Annotated in this window: 15 protein-coding genes and 3 pseudogenes; 8 read left to right on the forward strand and 10 right to left on the reverse strand. The window is 49.6% G+C overall.

Annotation, left to right across the window (positions count from 1 at the left end; translation table 11 throughout):
• Nucleotides 1-14: 14 nt before the first annotated feature.
• The 9 genes from IPG22_22780 to IPG22_22820 form a co-directional block, all read right to left on the reverse strand.
• Nucleotides 15-1388 (reverse strand): aspartate aminotransferase family protein, encoded by a 1374-nt coding sequence (locus IPG22_22780; protein ID MBK6591095.1) that lies wholly within the window; start codon nt 1386-1388, stop codon nt 15-17.
• A 42-nt stretch (nt 1389-1430) separates the two neighbouring features.
• Nucleotides 1431-2249, reverse strand: coding sequence for a YwiC-like family protein (locus IPG22_22785; GenBank protein MBK6591096.1), 819 nt, complete (start codon nt 2247-2249; stop codon nt 1431-1433).
• Between the two features lie 23 nt (nt 2250-2272).
• Nucleotides 2273-3001, reverse strand: coding sequence for an iron-sulfur cluster repair di-iron protein (ric, locus tag IPG22_22790; GenBank protein MBK6591097.1), 729 nt, complete (start codon nt 2999-3001; stop codon nt 2273-2275).
• 229 nt (nt 3002-3230) lie between these two features.
• Nucleotides 3231-3953 carry an ABC transporter ATP-binding protein gene (locus IPG22_22795; GenBank protein MBK6591098.1) on the reverse strand — a complete coding sequence of 241 codons (723 nt, stop codon included), beginning with the start codon at nt 3951-3953 and terminating at the stop codon, nt 3231-3233.
• A 44-nt stretch (nt 3954-3997) separates the two neighbouring features.
• The gene (locus IPG22_22800) at nt 3998-5188 is read right to left on the reverse strand and encodes an ABC transporter permease (GenBank protein MBK6591099.1); all 1191 of its coding nucleotides are present in this window, start codon (nt 5186-5188) and stop codon (nt 3998-4000) included.
• The gene (locus IPG22_22805) at nt 5185-6633 is read right to left on the reverse strand and encodes an efflux RND transporter periplasmic adaptor subunit (GenBank protein ID MBK6591100.1); all 1449 of its coding nucleotides are present in this window, start codon (nt 6631-6633) and stop codon (nt 5185-5187) included. The genes IPG22_22800 and IPG22_22805 overlap by 4 nt, the downstream gene beginning before the upstream one ends.
• Nucleotides 6634-6670: 37 nt before the next feature.
• The gene (locus IPG22_22810; GenBank protein ID MBK6591101.1) at nt 6671-7072 is read right to left on the reverse strand and encodes a hypothetical protein; all 402 of its coding nucleotides are present in this window, start codon (nt 7070-7072) and stop codon (nt 6671-6673) included.
• Between the two features lie 227 nt (nt 7073-7299).
• Nucleotides 7300-7680 carry a hypothetical protein gene (locus IPG22_22815; GenBank protein MBK6591102.1) on the reverse strand — a complete coding sequence of 127 codons (381 nt, stop codon included), beginning with the start codon at nt 7678-7680 and terminating at the stop codon, nt 7300-7302.
• Between the two features lie 90 nt (nt 7681-7770).
• The gene (locus IPG22_22820) at nt 7771-8415 is read right to left on the reverse strand and encodes a Crp/Fnr family transcriptional regulator (protein ID MBK6591103.1); all 645 of its coding nucleotides are present in this window, start codon (nt 8413-8415) and stop codon (nt 7771-7773) included.
• 413 nt (nt 8416-8828) lie between these two features.
• On the opposite strand from IPG22_22820, the gene IPG22_22825 reads away from it, so the two are divergent.
• The 8 genes and pseudogenes from IPG22_22825 (at nt 8829) to IPG22_22860 (ending at nt 15557) form a co-directional block, all read left to right on the forward strand.
• Entirely contained in the window at nt 8829-9917 is a 1089-nt protein-coding gene (locus tag IPG22_22825; protein ID MBK6591104.1) for an MFS transporter, read from the forward strand.
• Between the two features lie 6 nt (nt 9918-9923).
• Nucleotides 9924-12153, forward strand: a pseudogene (locus IPG22_22830) (nitrate reductase).
• Between the two features lie 3 nt (nt 12154-12156).
• Nucleotides 12157-12764: pseudogene (locus tag IPG22_22835) on the forward strand (4Fe-4S dicluster domain-containing protein).
• A 30-nt stretch (nt 12765-12794) separates the two neighbouring features.
• Nucleotides 12795-13382, forward strand: a complete 588-nt coding sequence (locus tag IPG22_22840) for a Rieske 2Fe-2S domain-containing protein (GenBank protein MBK6591105.1) — start codon at nt 12795-12797, stop codon at nt 13380-13382.
• The gene (locus IPG22_22845) at nt 13372-13611 is read left to right on the forward strand and encodes a hypothetical protein (protein MBK6591106.1); all 240 of its coding nucleotides are present in this window, start codon (nt 13372-13374) and stop codon (nt 13609-13611) included. The genes IPG22_22840 and IPG22_22845 overlap by 11 nt, the downstream gene beginning before the upstream one ends.
• A gap of 113 nt (nt 13612-13724) precedes the next feature.
• Nucleotides 13725-14898: pseudogene (locus IPG22_22850) on the forward strand (NarK/NasA family nitrate transporter).
• A 6-nt stretch (nt 14899-14904) separates the two neighbouring features.
• Nucleotides 14905-15174 carry an NTP transferase domain-containing protein gene (locus tag IPG22_22855; GenBank protein ID MBK6591107.1) on the forward strand — a complete coding sequence of 90 codons (270 nt, stop codon included), beginning with the start codon at nt 14905-14907 and terminating at the stop codon, nt 15172-15174.
• Nucleotides 15135-15557 (forward strand): NTP transferase domain-containing protein, encoded by a 423-nt coding sequence (locus IPG22_22860; GenBank protein MBK6591108.1) that lies wholly within the window; start codon nt 15135-15137, stop codon nt 15555-15557. Before IPG22_22855 ends, IPG22_22860 begins: the two co-directional genes overlap by 40 nt.
• A 960-nt stretch (nt 15558-16517) precedes the next feature.
• Here IPG22_22860 and IPG22_22865 read toward each other — a convergent pair.
• Nucleotides 16518-16919 carry a radical SAM protein gene (locus IPG22_22865; GenBank protein ID MBK6591109.1) on the reverse strand — a complete coding sequence of 134 codons (402 nt, stop codon included), beginning with the start codon at nt 16917-16919 and terminating at the stop codon, nt 16518-16520.
• Nucleotides 16920-17402: the final 483 nt, after the last annotated feature.

Consider the following 17402-nt stretch of genomic DNA (forward strand, 5'->3'; position numbering starts at 1 on the left):
GAGAAAGAGATAGATTAGGCCATCGTTGCCAGAATGTCAGTGATATCTTGTTCGGTAGTGTCGGGATTTATGAAACAGAATCGCGATACAGTTTCAGGCCCTTCAGGGTTTCTCCATTTGGTGGGAGCGACCAGAGCGAACCCTGACTTGTGATTCTTGTAGGTCCACGCGCGGTAGTCTTCCGGCTGCCATCCTTTTCGACGGTATAGAACGCAGGACAGGCTAGGTTCGCGAACCAGCTCTGTATGTTCGGCTTCAGTGATCAATCGCCCTGCGATCTGAGCTAGTTCGATCCCGCGTTCGATGGCTTTTTCGTACCGATCCGTGCCGTGGTATGCCAATGAGAACCACAACGGGAGGCCTCGAACGCGTCGCGTTAGTTGTATCTGATAGTCCGACGGATTAAATCCCTGTGCACCTTCATCGCTGAAGATATCGAGGTAGGAACCTTCCTGGGCGTGGGCCTTTTTTGCGAGTTCCGGATCGCGGTAGATGATCGCCCCGCAATCATATGGTGAAAATAGCCACTTGTGGGGATCGATCGTGACACTGTCGGCTTGTTCGATACCATTAAAAAGATGCCGGACCGAACGAGCCGCCAATGCTCCGCCACCGTAGGCGGCATCAACGTGAAACCAGATCTCCTCTGATCTACATATCGTAGCGATACCCGCGAGATCGTCGATTATTCCCGCGTTGGTCGTACCGGCCGTTGCTATCACAGCGAACACCTTGGCACGGTCCTCCGCGGACATCCGCGATAAGGTCTCAGCCAAATGAGAGCCTTCGAGGCGGCTTTCTGTTTCGATCAGAAGGACATCGGCGTCGATGACCTTCGCCATCGCCTTGATCGACGAATGTGCCCCGTTCGAGGCGATCACGATGCCGCGTGTTTTAGAATTGCGTTCGTCCCGGTCTCGCCAATATTCGCGGGCCGTGACCATTGCTGAAAGATTTGCCTCTGTACCTCCGCTTGTAAAAACACCGAAAGCTCCGGCGGGCATTCCAGTCAGTGACACCAGCCACGCCATCGCCTGGTTCTCAGCAAAGATGCAGCCGGCTCCCTCCAGCCAGAAAGCTCCATGAACACTGGTCGCCGAGGTCACTAGATCGAACATCACCGCCGCCCTGGTCGGAGATGCGGGAACGAACGCAAGATGCCGGGGATGATCGATCGGGACACTTGCTTTGACCAAAACGTCCTTAAAAAGGGCAAATGCCTTCTCGCCGCCGATGCCCTTAGGTGTGACCGTTTCGCCCACGAGGGCCTTTAGCTCCTCTGCCTTCTTAGGAAAGCCAAGCTTAGGATCGGTGTCGGAAATACGACTTATCGCGTATTTAATAACGTCGAGCGACATCTCGACAAGATCTATGTCTACGTTGTGCATAAAACTGTGGGTCGAAAGCCGCCTTATGTGACTGCTATGGTATCAGATGCTGGCAAAGTGTCCGATCACGACCGACAATACGACGGCCGTGCCGTAGATGATCTCCCAGACGCCGATCTGCATCGCTTTCATTCTTGTTCGCCCCGGTGAAAGTCCCGCGATAGCCCGATAAGCCAGTACCGACATAGCCAGGATCGCTAGAAACGGACTGAGTCCAGAATAGGCCAAGGCTGCGGTCAGAATAAGAGCCGCGACATGGGCGAGCGTCGGGACCACACGAGAATGCCGCTTGCCTTTTTCGAGCCGCAATCGCTCACGGACATACAGAATAGAGGCAATTGACCTTGATGCAAAGATCGCCCAAAGTGCGATAGCATTCGCGAGCGACATATTCGCAGACAGGCCGATCGCTGCGATCGAGGCTGACATAACGACAGCTCCGGTCAGTTCAGGTATCAGCTTTCGGCTTTGCCCCGATGCATCAATATATATTTGAAAAAGAGCTAGCGGCAAGACCCAAGTAAAAGGAAGGAGCGGTCGAAAGCCTACGGTTAACAGCGTACCAGCAAGTCCAATGGAGAATATCGCACCGTAGCAAAGCAAAAATCGAAAGGCCAGGCTCGCACGCTCCCTGTTTCGCATTCCAAAGCGGTCGGCGAGCAGGACCTTTAGCGGTTGCCGTGTGAGAAACGCACCGATAGTAAGACAGGCGATCCAGGGAGCTCCGGTTGAATACGCGATCGCCAGACCGGCAATTAAGGGTTCGAGCAAAAATGCCCATCCACCGTGTTCGACCGGAAGAGCGACTTGCCGCACTCGAACAACTCTAATTGGTGCTGTTATCGGTGCGGCAGTCGACATACTTTGGTTCATTCCGAGCGAACTTAGGCTCGAGCCTTTTGTTCGAGTTCGATAGCACGTGGAAAGAGCAGATTGTTCTCAAGGTGAATATGCTGGTGCAGATCACGCTCAAATTCCCCGAGCCGATGATACAGGGCGGTGAAACTCGGGCACGCTTCCGCCGGCAGAGTGTAGTCATTCGTAACTCGACGCATTTTAACAAGTAGTTCCCCGACTTCTTCATGCTCGATGTTCATCATATTTACCGGATGCTGAACCGTTCCGAATGGCGGAAACGCAACGTTCAAATGATTCGAATAACTATGCTCTAGTTTTTGTATGTATGGGAAGAGAACCATTTCTTCTTTCACCATGTGAGGATCCAGATCATCACAGAGTGCCTGAAAAAGCTCTTTTAACTCAAGGAGATATGGATTGTGATCGCCGTGACGGCTAGCGACCTTGGCCATCAACGGTGTCAAATGGCTCATTTCGTCGCGTGTATAGACGTGATGTTTATCCAAAATATGATCGACGAGATCGCTCAAGTCCATTTTGGAGAACGATTCTTGATCACTATTTGTTGAGCCACCCAGGACGCCATCGATCTTCTCTTTGACTATTTCCGGACTCGCCCCGACGTTTCGACAGGCGTCATCGAACGGCGTGTCTCCATGACAACAATAGTCGATCTTGAATTCCTCAAAGACACGCGTTGTCAACGGCATCTCAAGTGCTATTTCGCGAACTGTCTTACCTTGAACACTGATCATTAATTCATCCTCCAAATGTATACTCCAGCATAATTGTCGCCTATGTTTACAGGAGGAAATATGATCTGGGTCATGTTCTAAAACTCATTGAGTGGGGCTTTGGGGGTGGGAGTATCGGTCAGACTGGCCTTCACGCGCCGTTTGACACGACCCTAAAAGAAACGCCGTTTGTTATATTGGACAATCCCCAACTCACAGCCATCAATAATTCTTTCAATTTTCGGCAAAATCATTCCATCGCCGGATGTCCGTTCTTTTCTTTAGAATTCAAATGTTCAACCGTAAGAATTCCATCGTTCAAGTGATAAATGCGGTCGAAGCCTTTAACCATGCGCTCGTCATGAGTTACGACAATGACTGCTGCTCGTTTCTCGTGTCCGAGTTGCCGTAATAAATCCATAACGGCTTTGCCTCTTTCGGAATCAAGTGCGGCGGTTGGCTCATCGGCGAGAATCACTACCGGGTCGTTGACGACGGCACGGGCAACCGCTACTCGCTGTTGTTCACCACCCGAAAGCGTGGCTGGGTAAATATCTGCCCGATGCCCTAGATCAAGTCTTTCTAATAATGCTCTGGCACGTTTTAGCGCTTCTCGATTTGAAACGCCGTTGAGGGTTAAGACAAGAGCAACATTTTGGACAACCGTTAGAAACGGAATCAGATTGTAGGATTGAAAAATGATTCCCATTCGCTGTCGCCGCAGCAATCGATCATCAATCAACACTTTCTTTCCTTCAAAAATCGTTTCTCCGGCAATTTCGATTTTTCCGCTGGTTGGCGGATCAATCAGCGAAACAGCCCGTAAAAGTGTGGTCTTCCCTGATCCGCTCGGTCCCATTAAGGCGACCACTTCACCCGCTTCAACATCCAAACTCGCGTCTTTGAGAGCGATAACTTCCGTATCACCTTCCCCAAAAATCTTGGTTAAATTTTGAGCCGAAACCTGCTGCATTTTTCCCCAACAAGTCCGAAAAACCTAAGGTTTGCCAGAGAAGTTTACCCCGCCATGGCCGTCGTCGCGTCAATACTGAGAGCTTTGTGTATGCCAATCCCACTGGCCGCGATACAAATACCAATTACGATTCCAAAAACCATTATTTGATCGCTGACCAGCAACACGAGACGACGCGGAAAATACTCGTAAGTTAAACTAATAATTATGGTTCCGAATACAAATCCAAGAAATCCCAAGATCAATGATTGCTGCAAAATCAAACCGACTATTTTTGAGTTTGGGGCCCCGATAATTTTCAGGGTTGCAATATCTCTGGTTTTCTCAAGTGTCATCGTGTAAATGATGAGGGCGATAATCACAGCCGCCACAACCAAGAGAATTATGCGAAATAGAAGGATTTGTTGTCTGGCTCTTTCGATTACATTTTTTGCTAAAAAATCTTCTTGCTGCTGGGTTGTCAAGACATTGTAATGTGTCCAGCGAGCTATACTTTTTGCCACTTCTTCGGCATTTGCCCACGATTCCAGCCGAACCAAAATGACATTGGCAATATGTGAACTTTGGAGAAGCGAAGAAAGATTCTCGGCAGAAACACCCGCAAGTTGGGGATTTTCCGACAAATCCGATTGCAGTCGAACCCGGTCATTACGAATCGCTTCATTGGATTTAAGAAACTGAAGTTCCTGTGCGTCTTCAAGCGTGATAAAAGCGGCTGAATCTCCCGAATTTGAAACAACGCCTTCTGTCAATCCAACAACCTCTAAAGTTATTCGTCCGAATTTGAATTGAGTGCCAAGCGAAACACTGGCTTTGCGGTCAACTACCATCTCATATCGGTTCTTCAGAATTGGTCGCCCCGCAGCGATTGCCGGAGGACCGCCGAGACCACCCAACCGATAACCGATGACCTGAAGCCGCAGGATTTTCTCCTGATGTTCGATCTGCAACAATTGATAAGCAACAGGACTCGCTTCGCTAACACCCGAAACCGTGAGGATATTGCGATAGAGATCCTCGGGAACCCGAGAACTTTCCGCAAATGGACCATTGGTATCTTTTTGCACGACCCATAAATCAACTTTGGGGGCACGAACAATGCTCAAAGCATCCTCGACCATACCGGCGTAAATTCCATTCATGGCCATCACGGTTGTGAGCAGCAAACCGAGACCTACCGCGGTTAAAATAAACCGGCCCAAACGATATTCAACATCATGGAGTGCGAGGTTCATTCTTTCATCTGCGGCTCTTCTTTACTTTCTTCGGCAACGATTGAAACCCTCGCACCTTCATTGCTCAAATCGGATAATTTGCCCGGAGAAACGACAACCTTATCTACGCTATCAAGTCCTGAAATCACTTCGGCCCAGCCACTTGCATCTACCATTCCAGTTTGTATTTTTCTAAACTGCAAGCGATTTTCAATCACCAGCCAAACGCCGATTCCTTCTTTTGAGCGAATCAATGCAGATGCGGGAATAACTTTCAAAGTCCTTGCTTTTGGTCGAATTATTGCTTCTAACTGTTCGCCAAGCCTGATATGTTCGGGTATTCGCTCAAACGAAATATCAACCGCAACTTGTTCGGTTACGCGATCACTTTCACGCTGAATCCGTGTTACTTTTCCCTGTAAATTCCCCGTCTGCATCGAACGCAAAGTAATTTCGGCAAGATCACCAACTTCAAAAGAGTTTGAATTGCTTTCATCAATAAAAACAGTCGCCCAAATTGTTGTTGGATCGGCAATTTTGAGAATCGGGGTTCCGGGATTTACCACTGCACCGGGTTCTAGTTCACGACTGACCACATATCCGCTTATTTGACTGACAATCACACCTTCAGATTTCCGCGCATCTGCTGATGCAAGTGCAGCTTCGGCGACACTTATATCTTGCTCAATTACTTTCAACCCGGTTCTTAGCGTTGCGACATCATCATTTGCAACTTTGAGTTGGGCTTGAGCCTGCTTAACATCTTCGCCGACGGTATTGATTTGAGCTTCGATGTTTTTCACATCTTCCAATGCTGTATTTCGTTGAGCTTCGGCATTCTTTACATCATCGTCAGCGGCTTTCGCCTGCGTCAGACGTTCTTCCAAATCCATCTTTGAAACATCGCCAGATTGGTAAAGTTTTTGCCACCGATTAGCGTTGTGTTGTGCTTGTAAGCGAAGAGTGCGCAATTTTGAAATGGTTGAATCGAATGAGGTTACGGCAGATTTCGCCCGACGCAAAGACGCTCTTGGAACTTCCCTATTAGTCATTATTCGTTGAACAGATGCTCGCTGAACTTCAACGGCGGATAACGCCCGTTGAATCTCCGCCCGACGAACTTCCTCAGTTGACCTTGAACGCTGCAATGTGGATTCGGCACGCTCCATTTCAGCCCGTAATTCAGAATCTTCGAGCGTCGCTAAAACCTGTCCATTTGAGACCGTATCGCCTTGATCCACGTCAATTGAAATTAATCGCCCAGGTATTTTCGAAGCAATATTTACAACGATTTTTGATTCAACCGTTCCAATGCCTTGAATCGATGGCGTAATTCTCCTCTCCGACACTTCTGTAACCGTCACCTGCGGCGGACGCAACCAAAACCACAAAAGCCCCCCAGCCAGAGCCAAAAACCCTACTGCCAAGAGAACTCTCAAGAAAGATTTTGTGTATCGCCCTTTCATAACTGGTCATCATTTCCCAGTAAGCTGTTTCGAAAAATCACTTCTCCTTGAATTTGGTCAGTAAAACGGAAACTTTTGATAAAGCTCTTATTTCGTGAACGACATTTGGTTCGATCGTAACCAACATACCTTCTTTTAGTTCAACTTCTTCTTTTTCTTCCCCGACAATTAATAAGCCTTTTCCTGCAACACATTGAATCGTAATCGGTTCGGCGGCTTTATGAGCATCTAGAACCGCCTTATTGCGTAGCGTAATTTGGACGATTTTTCGGCGTTCACCATCAAAAAGCGGCGTAACCTCTTTATCTTTGCCGTCGCCGATTTTAGTTTGTAAATTCAACTTTTGCATAATTCTTTCCTGACTATTGACATTAAAACCGATGAACGTAATCATCAGAGCAACTCCTAAAACTACAGTTAAAAACAAAATTCTCTTCATTTTTGACAAACCCCCAACCTGCCTCCGAAACTATTAAGATTCAGACAGTTGAAAAATACTCGATTAGCCGATCAGATCATTTCCATCTGGTTGAAATCCGAAACCGCGCGCAAAGCGGGCAAAAACTAATCAAACTCATCAGTAAAAACCCAATTCGGTCAATCGCCGGGCCGCAATGGTCGGACCGGGAAAATCCGTTGTTACCTCAGATGGTCGTATCATGCGGCTTAGCACGCGGCGTCGCCTTTGGGGTGAGGATAGCGGTCAGACTGGTCTTCATGGTTGTGGGCATTTAGACAAACAAAGTCCTTTTCGATCAATATTCTGAGTTCGGTTTGTTCGTCCCCCAGAAAGGTTCCGGCAAGACTAACCTCGTCGGAGTTGGCCCAGCTATTGGCGTCGGAGGCAGGTACGCGAACCACAATTATTCCGTCCGCAAAAGAGGCCGAAAAATTACTGTTGGGCGTCTTTTCGAGCAAGTAACCAAAGTCGTTTTTTCCTAGCCCAAACCGCACGTTGTCCCCGATGGTTCCTGTTTGATCAAAAGTCTCGACTTCGGAACGGCCCAACCGAAAACGAAGAGTGTTCTCTCTAATTCGAAGTTTCATGATCCATCCTCAACGCAAGTCTTAGAATAAGGAACGTAACACGAAGCACGGTCGCCGAAATATGATCCAGATCACTTTTTTTGCATATGGCTAACGGATAAGAGTGCGAAGATGCTCAGTCGTTTCGACGAATATTCTTCCGCCAACTATTTTCAGATATCCCTTTTCCGCGAGTTTTCGGATAGTCCGGATCGTGGTCTCGAGCGAAAGCCCTGCCATCTCAGCTATATCTTGCCGTCGATGGGTGATCTTCTTAACTTCGCCCGCATTCATTTCACCCGTAAGCCTCAAAATAATGCTCGCAACACGCTGCTCGGCGGATGGCGTGGCCAAAATCTGAACGGTATCGGCACGGTCACGGAGAATGCCACACATTCGGTTAAGCACCAGGGACGAAAATTCCGACGATGATTCCATTAAGGCGAGAAACTCACCCCGCGGGACCATTAGAAGCGAGCTGTTCTCGATTGCGACGGCTGTTGCGGGAAATCGCTTTCCATCCATCGCCGGCGGAATTGCAAAAATCTCGCCAGCCTGAAACGTGCCAATGATGATCTCCTTACCCGCCTCAGGATAGCGAACCATTTTGATCTTTCCAGCCAATATGATCGGTAAAAATGTGGCCTGATCACCCTCGAAAAAAACGTGCTCTCCGCCACCGAACGAACGTCTGCGTCCAATAGCAAAGAGACCTTCTGTTAGCTCGGCACTAAAATGGTCGGATATTTGACTCATGAACGTATGAAGCCCCCCAGCGATTCCCAAAACAATAGTTACATTTCATGAGCCAAATCATAAATCGAACGGCCGGAATTTGATATTTAATAAGGGAGCACGAGGGGACTCACATGAAGTATTTTCTCCGTACACTTTTACTAACAGGAAATTCGACTGTGATCTATCCCGTTTACGAAGGGCCTTCTACTCATTTTTACATTACTCGCTATCGATCCGGATCTTCTTTGACCGCGAGTTTTCACGCTGCCGATCCGCATAAATACGCGCACTGGTATTTTCGCCTGTAACGTTTCGAATATATGATAACTATCTAAGCCCAAGGAATTGCTCATTAGTTGTACGCACCATATTCTCTTTTAGGTTGGCACTCATTTTGCAGACGACAGATGGTTGCCCTATAGAAAAAACGAATGCCCATCGAGATCACCAAGCCAGCTACTTCGATTAATTATCGCAACCCGACCTTGATCGGGCTCGGGGCATCCATGGCTCTGACGGCACTTGTTATTGTCGGTTCGCGCAATCTTGAACATTTCGATTCGGCTTTATTCGGGTATCTGATCGCGAGTATCGTCGCGTTCGGCGCAATATTTTTCCGCTATGCACTTTGGCTCCAGCGTCCGGCGACGCGGGCATATTTTTCCAGAGGGTTGAAGCTTTTTTTCCAGCGAAAGAAATTTGCACGTAACACACTAGATGCCACAAAAACGGTTGGCATAAACATGCTCGCCCAGAAGTTTATCTTCAAACGGGCCAAATCAAGATGGCTGATGCATTTTCTGATCATGTGGGGCTGTGTTTTGTCAGCGGCCATCACCTTCCCGCTTGTTTGGGGCTGGATACATTTCAAACTTGAGAGCGAGACAGGCTACAAAGCCTACGTATTCGGCTTTCCAATGCAGTCGATGGACGTCCACAGCGTAATGGCTTTTTTTACATTCAAGGCCCTCAATTTTACAGCCCTCATGGTTCTAGCGGGCTGTGCTATTGCGATCCATCGCCGATTAAAGGACCGCGGAGCAATTGCTGTTCAGCAATTTCTGTTGGATTTTGTTCCCCATCTTCTATTGATCGCGATCTGTGTCTCGGGGCTTATGCTAACGGCATCGAGCACATATTTCGGTGGTTATATGTACTCGTTCATTGCCCTGACACATCAAGCGATAGTGATAATGACGCTTTTCTTCCTACCGTTCGGCAAGCTGTTTCATATCGTCCAGCGCCCGGCCTCGATCGGCGTGGAACTCTATCAGCAGCGAGCCAAAGAAATGGAGCAGGCAAAATGTCGGCGGTGCGGCGTAGAATTCGCATCCATTATGTGGCTCGGAGATCTGAAGAGCGTCGTCGAAAAAGTTGGTTTTGACTACACAATGGAAAATGGCGAAACATTGCAGGACTATTGCCCACGGTGTAAGCGGGTAATGCGAGGGCTGGCATACTCCGTTCTTATGGATCGCCCGGATAAGGTCTTTCACGGCACCCGCGCTGACGGCGAATAATTAACAATGTCAAAAGTAGAAAATCTCGCAAGCATTATTGACCGTTTTGGCCCCCATCTGCACGATGAGCCGATCGGCGGTTGGAGTGCTGAACGAAAGATCGACAAAATAGTGCCAACCCACTGCCCATATTGCGGTATGCAGTGTGGCATGAATCTGCTGGTTGAAAAGAATCATGTTGTCGGCGTAGAACCGCGTTACGATTTTCCGGTTAACGAAGGCCGTCTGTGTCCCAAGGGAGTGACTGCGTATCTACAGACACATCATCCAGATCGGCTGGAATATCCGCTGATAAAACGAAACGGCAATTTCGAGCGAGCGAGCTGGGACGAGGCTCTAGATCTGATCGTGTCGAAATTTAAGGGACTGCAGGAAAAATACGGCAAGGATTCGATCGCTGTTTATTCAGGCTCTTCACTGACGACCGAAAAGACCTATCTCGTAGGTAAATTCGCCCGCCTTGGATTGCAGACCAGGTACATTGACTACAACGGACGACTTTGCATGGCATCTGCCGCGGGCGGTAACAATAAAGCGTTCGGCATTGACCGGGCGGCAAACCCGTGGAGCGACATTCCCCACGCGGAAGTTCTGATAATCGCTGGAGCAAATTGTGCCGAGACGTTTCCGATCCTTAATGGATTCCTTTGGAAACAGCGTGACAACGGCGGTGTGTGGATAGTCATCGATCCGCGTGAGACCCCAACAGCTCGTCAGGGCGATCTACATTTACAGCTCAAGCCCGGTACAGACGTCGCGGTCGCCAACGGCATCTTGAATGTCCTGATCACCGAAAATCTTATCGATCAGGCGTTTATCGACAGCCGCACTAATGACTGGGAAGCGACCAGGACGGCGGCATTAAATTATCCACCCGATGTCGCTTCGGAGATCTCCGGCGTTCCAGCGGAAAAGATCATTCAGGCCGCTCGCCTCTACGGCCGCGCAAAACCGGCATGATCATGCATGCTCGCGGCATCGAGCATCATTCGAACGGGACGGAGAACGTGCTGAGTTATATCAATATCGCACTTGCGACCGGTAAGATCGGCTCGGAAGGCCGCGGTTACGGCACGATCACCGGTCAAGGCAACGGCCAGGGCGGCCGTGAGCATGGACAGAAGGCCGACCAACTTCCAGGCTATCGGTCGATGCTCAACCCGGAACATCGGAGATACATAGCCGAAGTTTGGGGCATAGACGAATCTGAATTGCCTCAACCGGGCGTATCCGCTGTCGAGTTATTCAATAAAATGCGCGAGGGCGAGATCAAAGGCCTCTTGTCGATCTGCAGCAACATGATGGTCTCGCTACCTGACACAAACCAGGTACGCAAGTCGCTCGAAGGGCTTGAATTTAACGTCTGCATCGACTTCTTTCTGTCCGAACGCCCGTTACGCCGATGTAGTACTTCCCGGCATGACATGGTCCGAGGACGAAGGTACGACTACGAGCGGTGAGGGCCGTGTGATAAAGATAAATAAGGCGATAGACCCTCCGGGGAGAAGCACGCCAGGACTGGCGGATATTGCAGGAGATCGCGGTCCGGATGGGCCGCGGTAAGTACTTTCAGTTTGAGTCCCCCCGGGCCATATTTGACGAACTTCGCGTCGCGTCCAAGGGTGGTAAGGCTGACTATTTCGGAATCACATACGAAAAGATCGACAAGCAGGACGGCGTCTTCTGGCCGTGCCCGACCGAGGAAAGTACGGGGACGCCACGCCTTTTCGAGGACCGGTTCGCTCACGACGACGGTAAGGCTAAATTTCACGCGATCGAGTATAAAGGGGCCGCCGAGAAGCCCGATGAAGAGTATCCTCTGATCTTTACCAGCGGGCGCATCGTTCACCAGTATTTGTCCGGTAATCAGACTCGGCGTATCGGCTTTCTTGTTCAGCAGTGCCCGGAGCCTTTCGTTGAGATGCATCCTGAAACCGCGATGAAGTACAAGATCAACGACGGCGAGCGTGTGAAGGTAGTTTCGCGTCGCGGTGAAGGCATCTTTCCCGCTCTGGTCGTAAAAACGATCAGGCCAGACACGATCTTTGTGCCCTATCATTGGGGGGAGGAACTCGCGGCGAATCAGATCACCAATGCAGCACTCGACCCGACCTCAAAGATACCGGAATTCAAGGCATGTGCCGCGCGTTTAGAGAAAATACATACGAGAGAATTGCCGATACTAGGCGAGGTACGAAAGGGAATGTCACAGAACGAAGTGCAGAGAGGAAAATAGCGCATGAACGAAACCATGTTTATCGATCCACAGCGATGCATAGGATGCAGATCCTGTGTCGCAGCATGCCGCGAGTGTTCGACGCATAAGGGTTACTCGATGATCTTTGTCGATTACATCGACCGCAGCGAGACAACCGCAACCATGCCGACCATTTGCATGCATTGTGAAGAACCGACTTGTGCGCTTGTCTGCCCCGCAGACGCGATCAAACAAAATGAAGATGGCGTGGTTATGTCCGCTCTAAAACCCCGCTGTCTCGATTGCCGCAATTGCGTGAACGCGTGCCCGTTTGGCGTGCCGAAGTACAACTCGGCGATGCATTTGCAGATGAAATGCGACATGTGTTACGACCGAACAAGTGAGGGTCTAATGCCAATGTTGCCAGCGTTTGCCCGACCGGTGCATTAGCCTTCGGCACCTATGAGCAGATCGTTCCGCTGCGAAGAACCAAGCCGGTCAATGCTCACGTTTTTGGCAATCAGAGTGTCAAGACAAAGGTCTACATGATGCTGCCGACAGACGCTGACGAGGTCAGCATTGATGGGTGTGGCGTTTTCGAGGGACAGATAGCTCTCGATGGGCTCCTGTTAGGGAAGAATCGTGGATAGACACCCAAGTGGAGGAATCCGATAAAAGCAATGAATTCTAAAGCATTCGACCAAGAGTCAATCAAGAAGATACTAGCCGCAGATAATGAAATATCGGATGAAGTAAGTGTCCGCACAGCGACGGCTCCGTTTCAGGCCGAGTTCCCTTACGAACGAGACAGCGAAGCACAGGTTACAAGGCGGGAGTTCTGCAACTTTCTCTTTTTGACATCGAGTGCATTATTTCTGGAAGCAGCTGGATTTGCAGGGAAATCTGCATATGATGCTCGATCGCCAATGACCTTTACCCCGGCGAAGATCGACGGTGCTATTAGCATCGAACCCGGATCAGCCTTGAATTTCGCGTATCCTTCGGAGGAAGATACCGCGATCCTGATACGCGGCACCGACGGCACCTACGCTGCCTTTGGGCAGAAATGCACGCATCTGTCTTGCCCGGTCTATTATTCAAAAGCAAATGACCGTCTAGAATGCCCGTGTCACAATGGCGGTTTTAGCTCCAAGACCGGCGAAGTATTATATGGCCCGCCGCCGCGTCCGCTCGACAGAATTGAGCTTGAGACGATCAATGGCGAGATCTTTGCGGTCAAAAGAGAGGTGCGTGGAAATGAAGGCTAACGTCAAGCCGCAAAGACCGCAGAGCCGCGGACTCGCCGCCGTTTGGCAGGCCCGTCTCGCGATGCTTGTTATGATCAACGTGGCTCAACTCTGGATCCTATCGGCAGCGGTAGAGGCTGCTCTTGCTCATGCGTACACTCAACTGGCTCCGCTCGTCATTGCCTCAGGTATATGTTGGCTGATCGCACTTAGCATAATCGTTTGGTGGAAGCCCTCTCCGCCTCGATGAGTCGACCCGGTTTTTCATTAAGCTCGTTGATCTATTCCCCTCGGTTCGTGGCCACAGGTATAAGACTTGAGGGGGACGTTGTATAAGACGTATGGATACTAAGACATTTCAGCCTGGCTCAGCTCGGGCACTTTTTTTCGACAACTGCCTTTGCCGTTACGTTTGCCGTCTGGGGTCTTATCGCCGCACTCGCCCCCACCTTCACCGAGCTATACGGCCTTTCTGGCAAGGGAAAAAAGCCTTTTGATCGCGATTCCTGTCCTGCTGGGCTCGATCGGCCGTCTTTTTGCGGGAATGCTGGCGGATAAATATGGCGGTCGACGTATCTTTGCGGCTCTTCTCATATTTTCAGCGGTACCTGCGATCGCTATAGGCTTTTCGCAAAGTTACACCCAATTGCTGATCCTCGGCCTATTTCTCGGGCTCGCCGGAACATCCTTTCCGGTCGGCGTCGGCTTTACCTCAAAATGGTTCAGTCGTAAAAAGCAGGGAACCGCCCTTGGCATTTACGGAATGGGCAACATTGGACAGTCGATCGCTGTATTTTCCGCACCTGTCCTCGCGATCTACTTGGGTGACTGGCGTTATGTTTTCTTCATCTTTGCGGCCGTCACATTTAGCTGGGGACTAATGTTCTATTTTCTGCTCAGGACGCTGCTGTAACGGCCGCTCCAAAAACACTGAAGCAGAATCTCAGCGTTCTGCGAACCTCCGGCTACGCCTGGATACTGTCATTATTCTATTTCCCTTACATTCGGCGGTTTCGTCGCTCTCGCCCTTTATCTGCCCACCTTCCTGAAGGAAATATTTAGCTTAACCCCGACCGACGCCGGGGCCGCACGGCGGGATTCGTCCTTGTAGCAACCGTCCTGCGACCAGTTGGCGGGATCTTGGCCGACAAGATCGGAGGCGGCAAGGTTCTACTCGGTGTCTTCGCGGCGATCGCTGTACTTGCACTTCTGTTGAGCTCCCGTTTCTATCGTTCCTTTCACGATCGGAGCGCTTGGTTGCGCCGCTGCACTTGGCCTGGGTAACGGAGCCGTATTTAAGCTCGTTCCTCAGTATTTCCCGAACGAAACCGCCACAGTCACTGGACTTGTTGGGGCGTTTGGCGGGCTGGAGGTTTTTCCACCACTGGAACTCGGCTTCGTTAAGGACGCCACCGGATCTTATACGCTCGGGTTTGTGTTTCTTTCTTTATTTTCCGTGATTTGTCTTGTGGTCAATTATTTTTCATTTATCAAGCCAACAATGAGGAGTTACGAGAGAACCGGAGAATCTTCTTAGAACGCAATGAGTTTGATCGATGGATTTGTTTTGGCAGGCGGCCAAAGCCGACGCATGGGGCAAGATAAAGCGGCACTGTTGGTCGGAGGCAGGACGCTCATAGATCGGGCAGCCGGTGCCATGTTTTCGATCGCAAACACAGTTTATTTGGTCGGCAATTCAAATGACGCAATTACTTCGCTTCCGATAATTCAAGATCATCCCATTATGAGAGACGCCCGCGGAGCAATCGTGGGATTATATACAGCGCTTGTGAAGCTAAAACCGAGTGGATAGCCGTACTCGCGTGCGACCTGCCATTTGTCACTGGCGAATTGATGACTCGGATGGTAGACATTTTGCGGCACTGCCTAGACTCGGAAATGAATCATATTGATGCCATCTTCGCCGAACAGCCAGATGGACGCAATCAGCCGCTTTGTGGGCTGTACCGGCGGGACCCGTGCCTTCCCAAGGTCGAAACAATGTTGTCCGATGGTGAATGGCGAATACAACGATTGCGTGAACGACTCCAGGTACGGGTAATTGGGTTTTCCGAGATCAAAGATATTCAAGGCTCCGAATTCTTGTTCTTAAACTTGAACACACCCGAGGAATATCGAGCAGCAGTCGAAATTGAAAAGATGCGACTCCGACCGGCTTTCTTGAACCCGAGATAATTCGACCGCGATGCCCGGCAATGGAACGATCATTCTGGAAGAGTTCAGATGCTGATGAACAATATGTACGAATCTGACTTATAAAAGATCTTCGATATACGGACCCGCGCCAGCGGAATAAAAAGCACGAAGTGCTCGGCCGGCTTCTGGCTAATCCGCGATTCATCGATTGCGAGGGCAAACCTTATAATTTTACTTCTTGTAGACATCAATTTCTGGACCACTGAAACATTCGGGAGGTTGTCAAAGCTCTGCTCATCCGACGACCCCTCGGTCAGTATTTGATCCGGATCTTGTCCGGTTTGAGTGCGATAACGACCTTCTGAGTACTTGCAGAGTTCACTAGCCCGTTGGGCGCCGCACCGTTCGTGTTCGAATCAAGTCCGCATCCGGTCATTGAAATAAGGAGAAGCGGCGGCCGCCCCTAAAAACATCTTCATCTTCATATTTGTTTCCTACTTTCCTCGCCCTAAAACCTTATGTGAACTCCTGACTGAACAAGCCGCGAAGTGGACGGCAGAATGCCCGGCTGCGATCGATAATGAAGGTACGATCGAACAAGTTCTTGCGGTAACAAAGAATGTTGTTTTCCACCGCTCGATCCTGATAATTAGCCGTGGCGTTCCAGTAGGTCTGTGAAGAGAGTGCTCCGCTGTCCGTTCGCTGGAATTGACCGTATTCAGATCATCGCCAAATTGGCGGCCTACGTACACGTTCTCGATAAATGCATCGAACCCGTTGGTGTGGAATATCCGCTCTGACACTACCTCGCATGCGAGTAGAAGAGAGAATAATCATACCCTATGCAGATTGATCGAAATTGGCTTGTACGACCACCGCTATTTTTGAGGTCTTAGGCAGGCCGAATAGCGGTAGTTCGTGAGTTACTATAAACAGTCAATGAGTTGGATAAATTACCGCATATTAAGTTCACGGATTAGTAGTCAACAGCGACTTAACCTAACCCAATCTCGTCAATTGAGAAATTTGTCGTTGATTTCGGGAACCTCGATACTCACTGACGGTGTCGGCGAGCTCACGTATGAATGGACCATCGATTAGAAGATCGATATGAGTAAGGATGTAATGAAGATTACTGTCGTTTTGTCCGTTCAAAGTTTCAAGCGTGCTACCAGAATAAATCGTGATATGAACGCCAAGACGCTTCAACCTGTATACGATCTCGGCGACGGAACCCGGTTGGTCGAATGGTTCCCCGCCAAGAATTGTTACGCCATCATGGCCGTACCTGTTTAGCATAACTTCTTCAACAACTGACGAGACACTGACCAAACGTCCGTTCTGCCTAGAATGTGTTTCCGGAACGTAGCATCCAGGACAACAGAATCGAACACCCCGCAACCCGAACTACGCTTCTTCTACCAGGCCCATCAACGACCGAAGTGTGATATATCGATGCAGCCAGATTGACACGATTGTCATTGCAAGTGGATGCAGTTGACAGTGGAAGTTTAGCATCTTTTTGGAGCGGCTTTCCACCGTTCATTCTGGGAGAAATTAACAAGGTCATGTCTTGAGTTGGTGGGTACCTCAAGGTAGATACCTGATACTACTTCGGTCGTGAGTTTCCCGCTGTCTGGTTTTAAGTATGAAGGCGTCTCTTTGCTCATTTTCGTTTGCGGTCGGTTTGCATCTCGGCGTGACGAATACTCTTGCTTTACCCAGTTTCACCGGTAGGATCACTTAAGAACTTGCTTTGGCTGTCGCGAGGTCTTCTCACAAGCAGCGCCTTGATACCTTTATCTCAGTTTTTGCAGGTTCCAGATTCTGTATCGATCTTAAATTCCAATCTCGGGCATAATCCACCATTTCCTTCTCAATATT

It is taken from the genome of Acidobacteriota bacterium (assembly GCA_016703965.1).
Taxonomy (GTDB): domain Bacteria; phylum Acidobacteriota; class Blastocatellia; order Pyrinomonadales; family Pyrinomonadaceae; genus OLB17.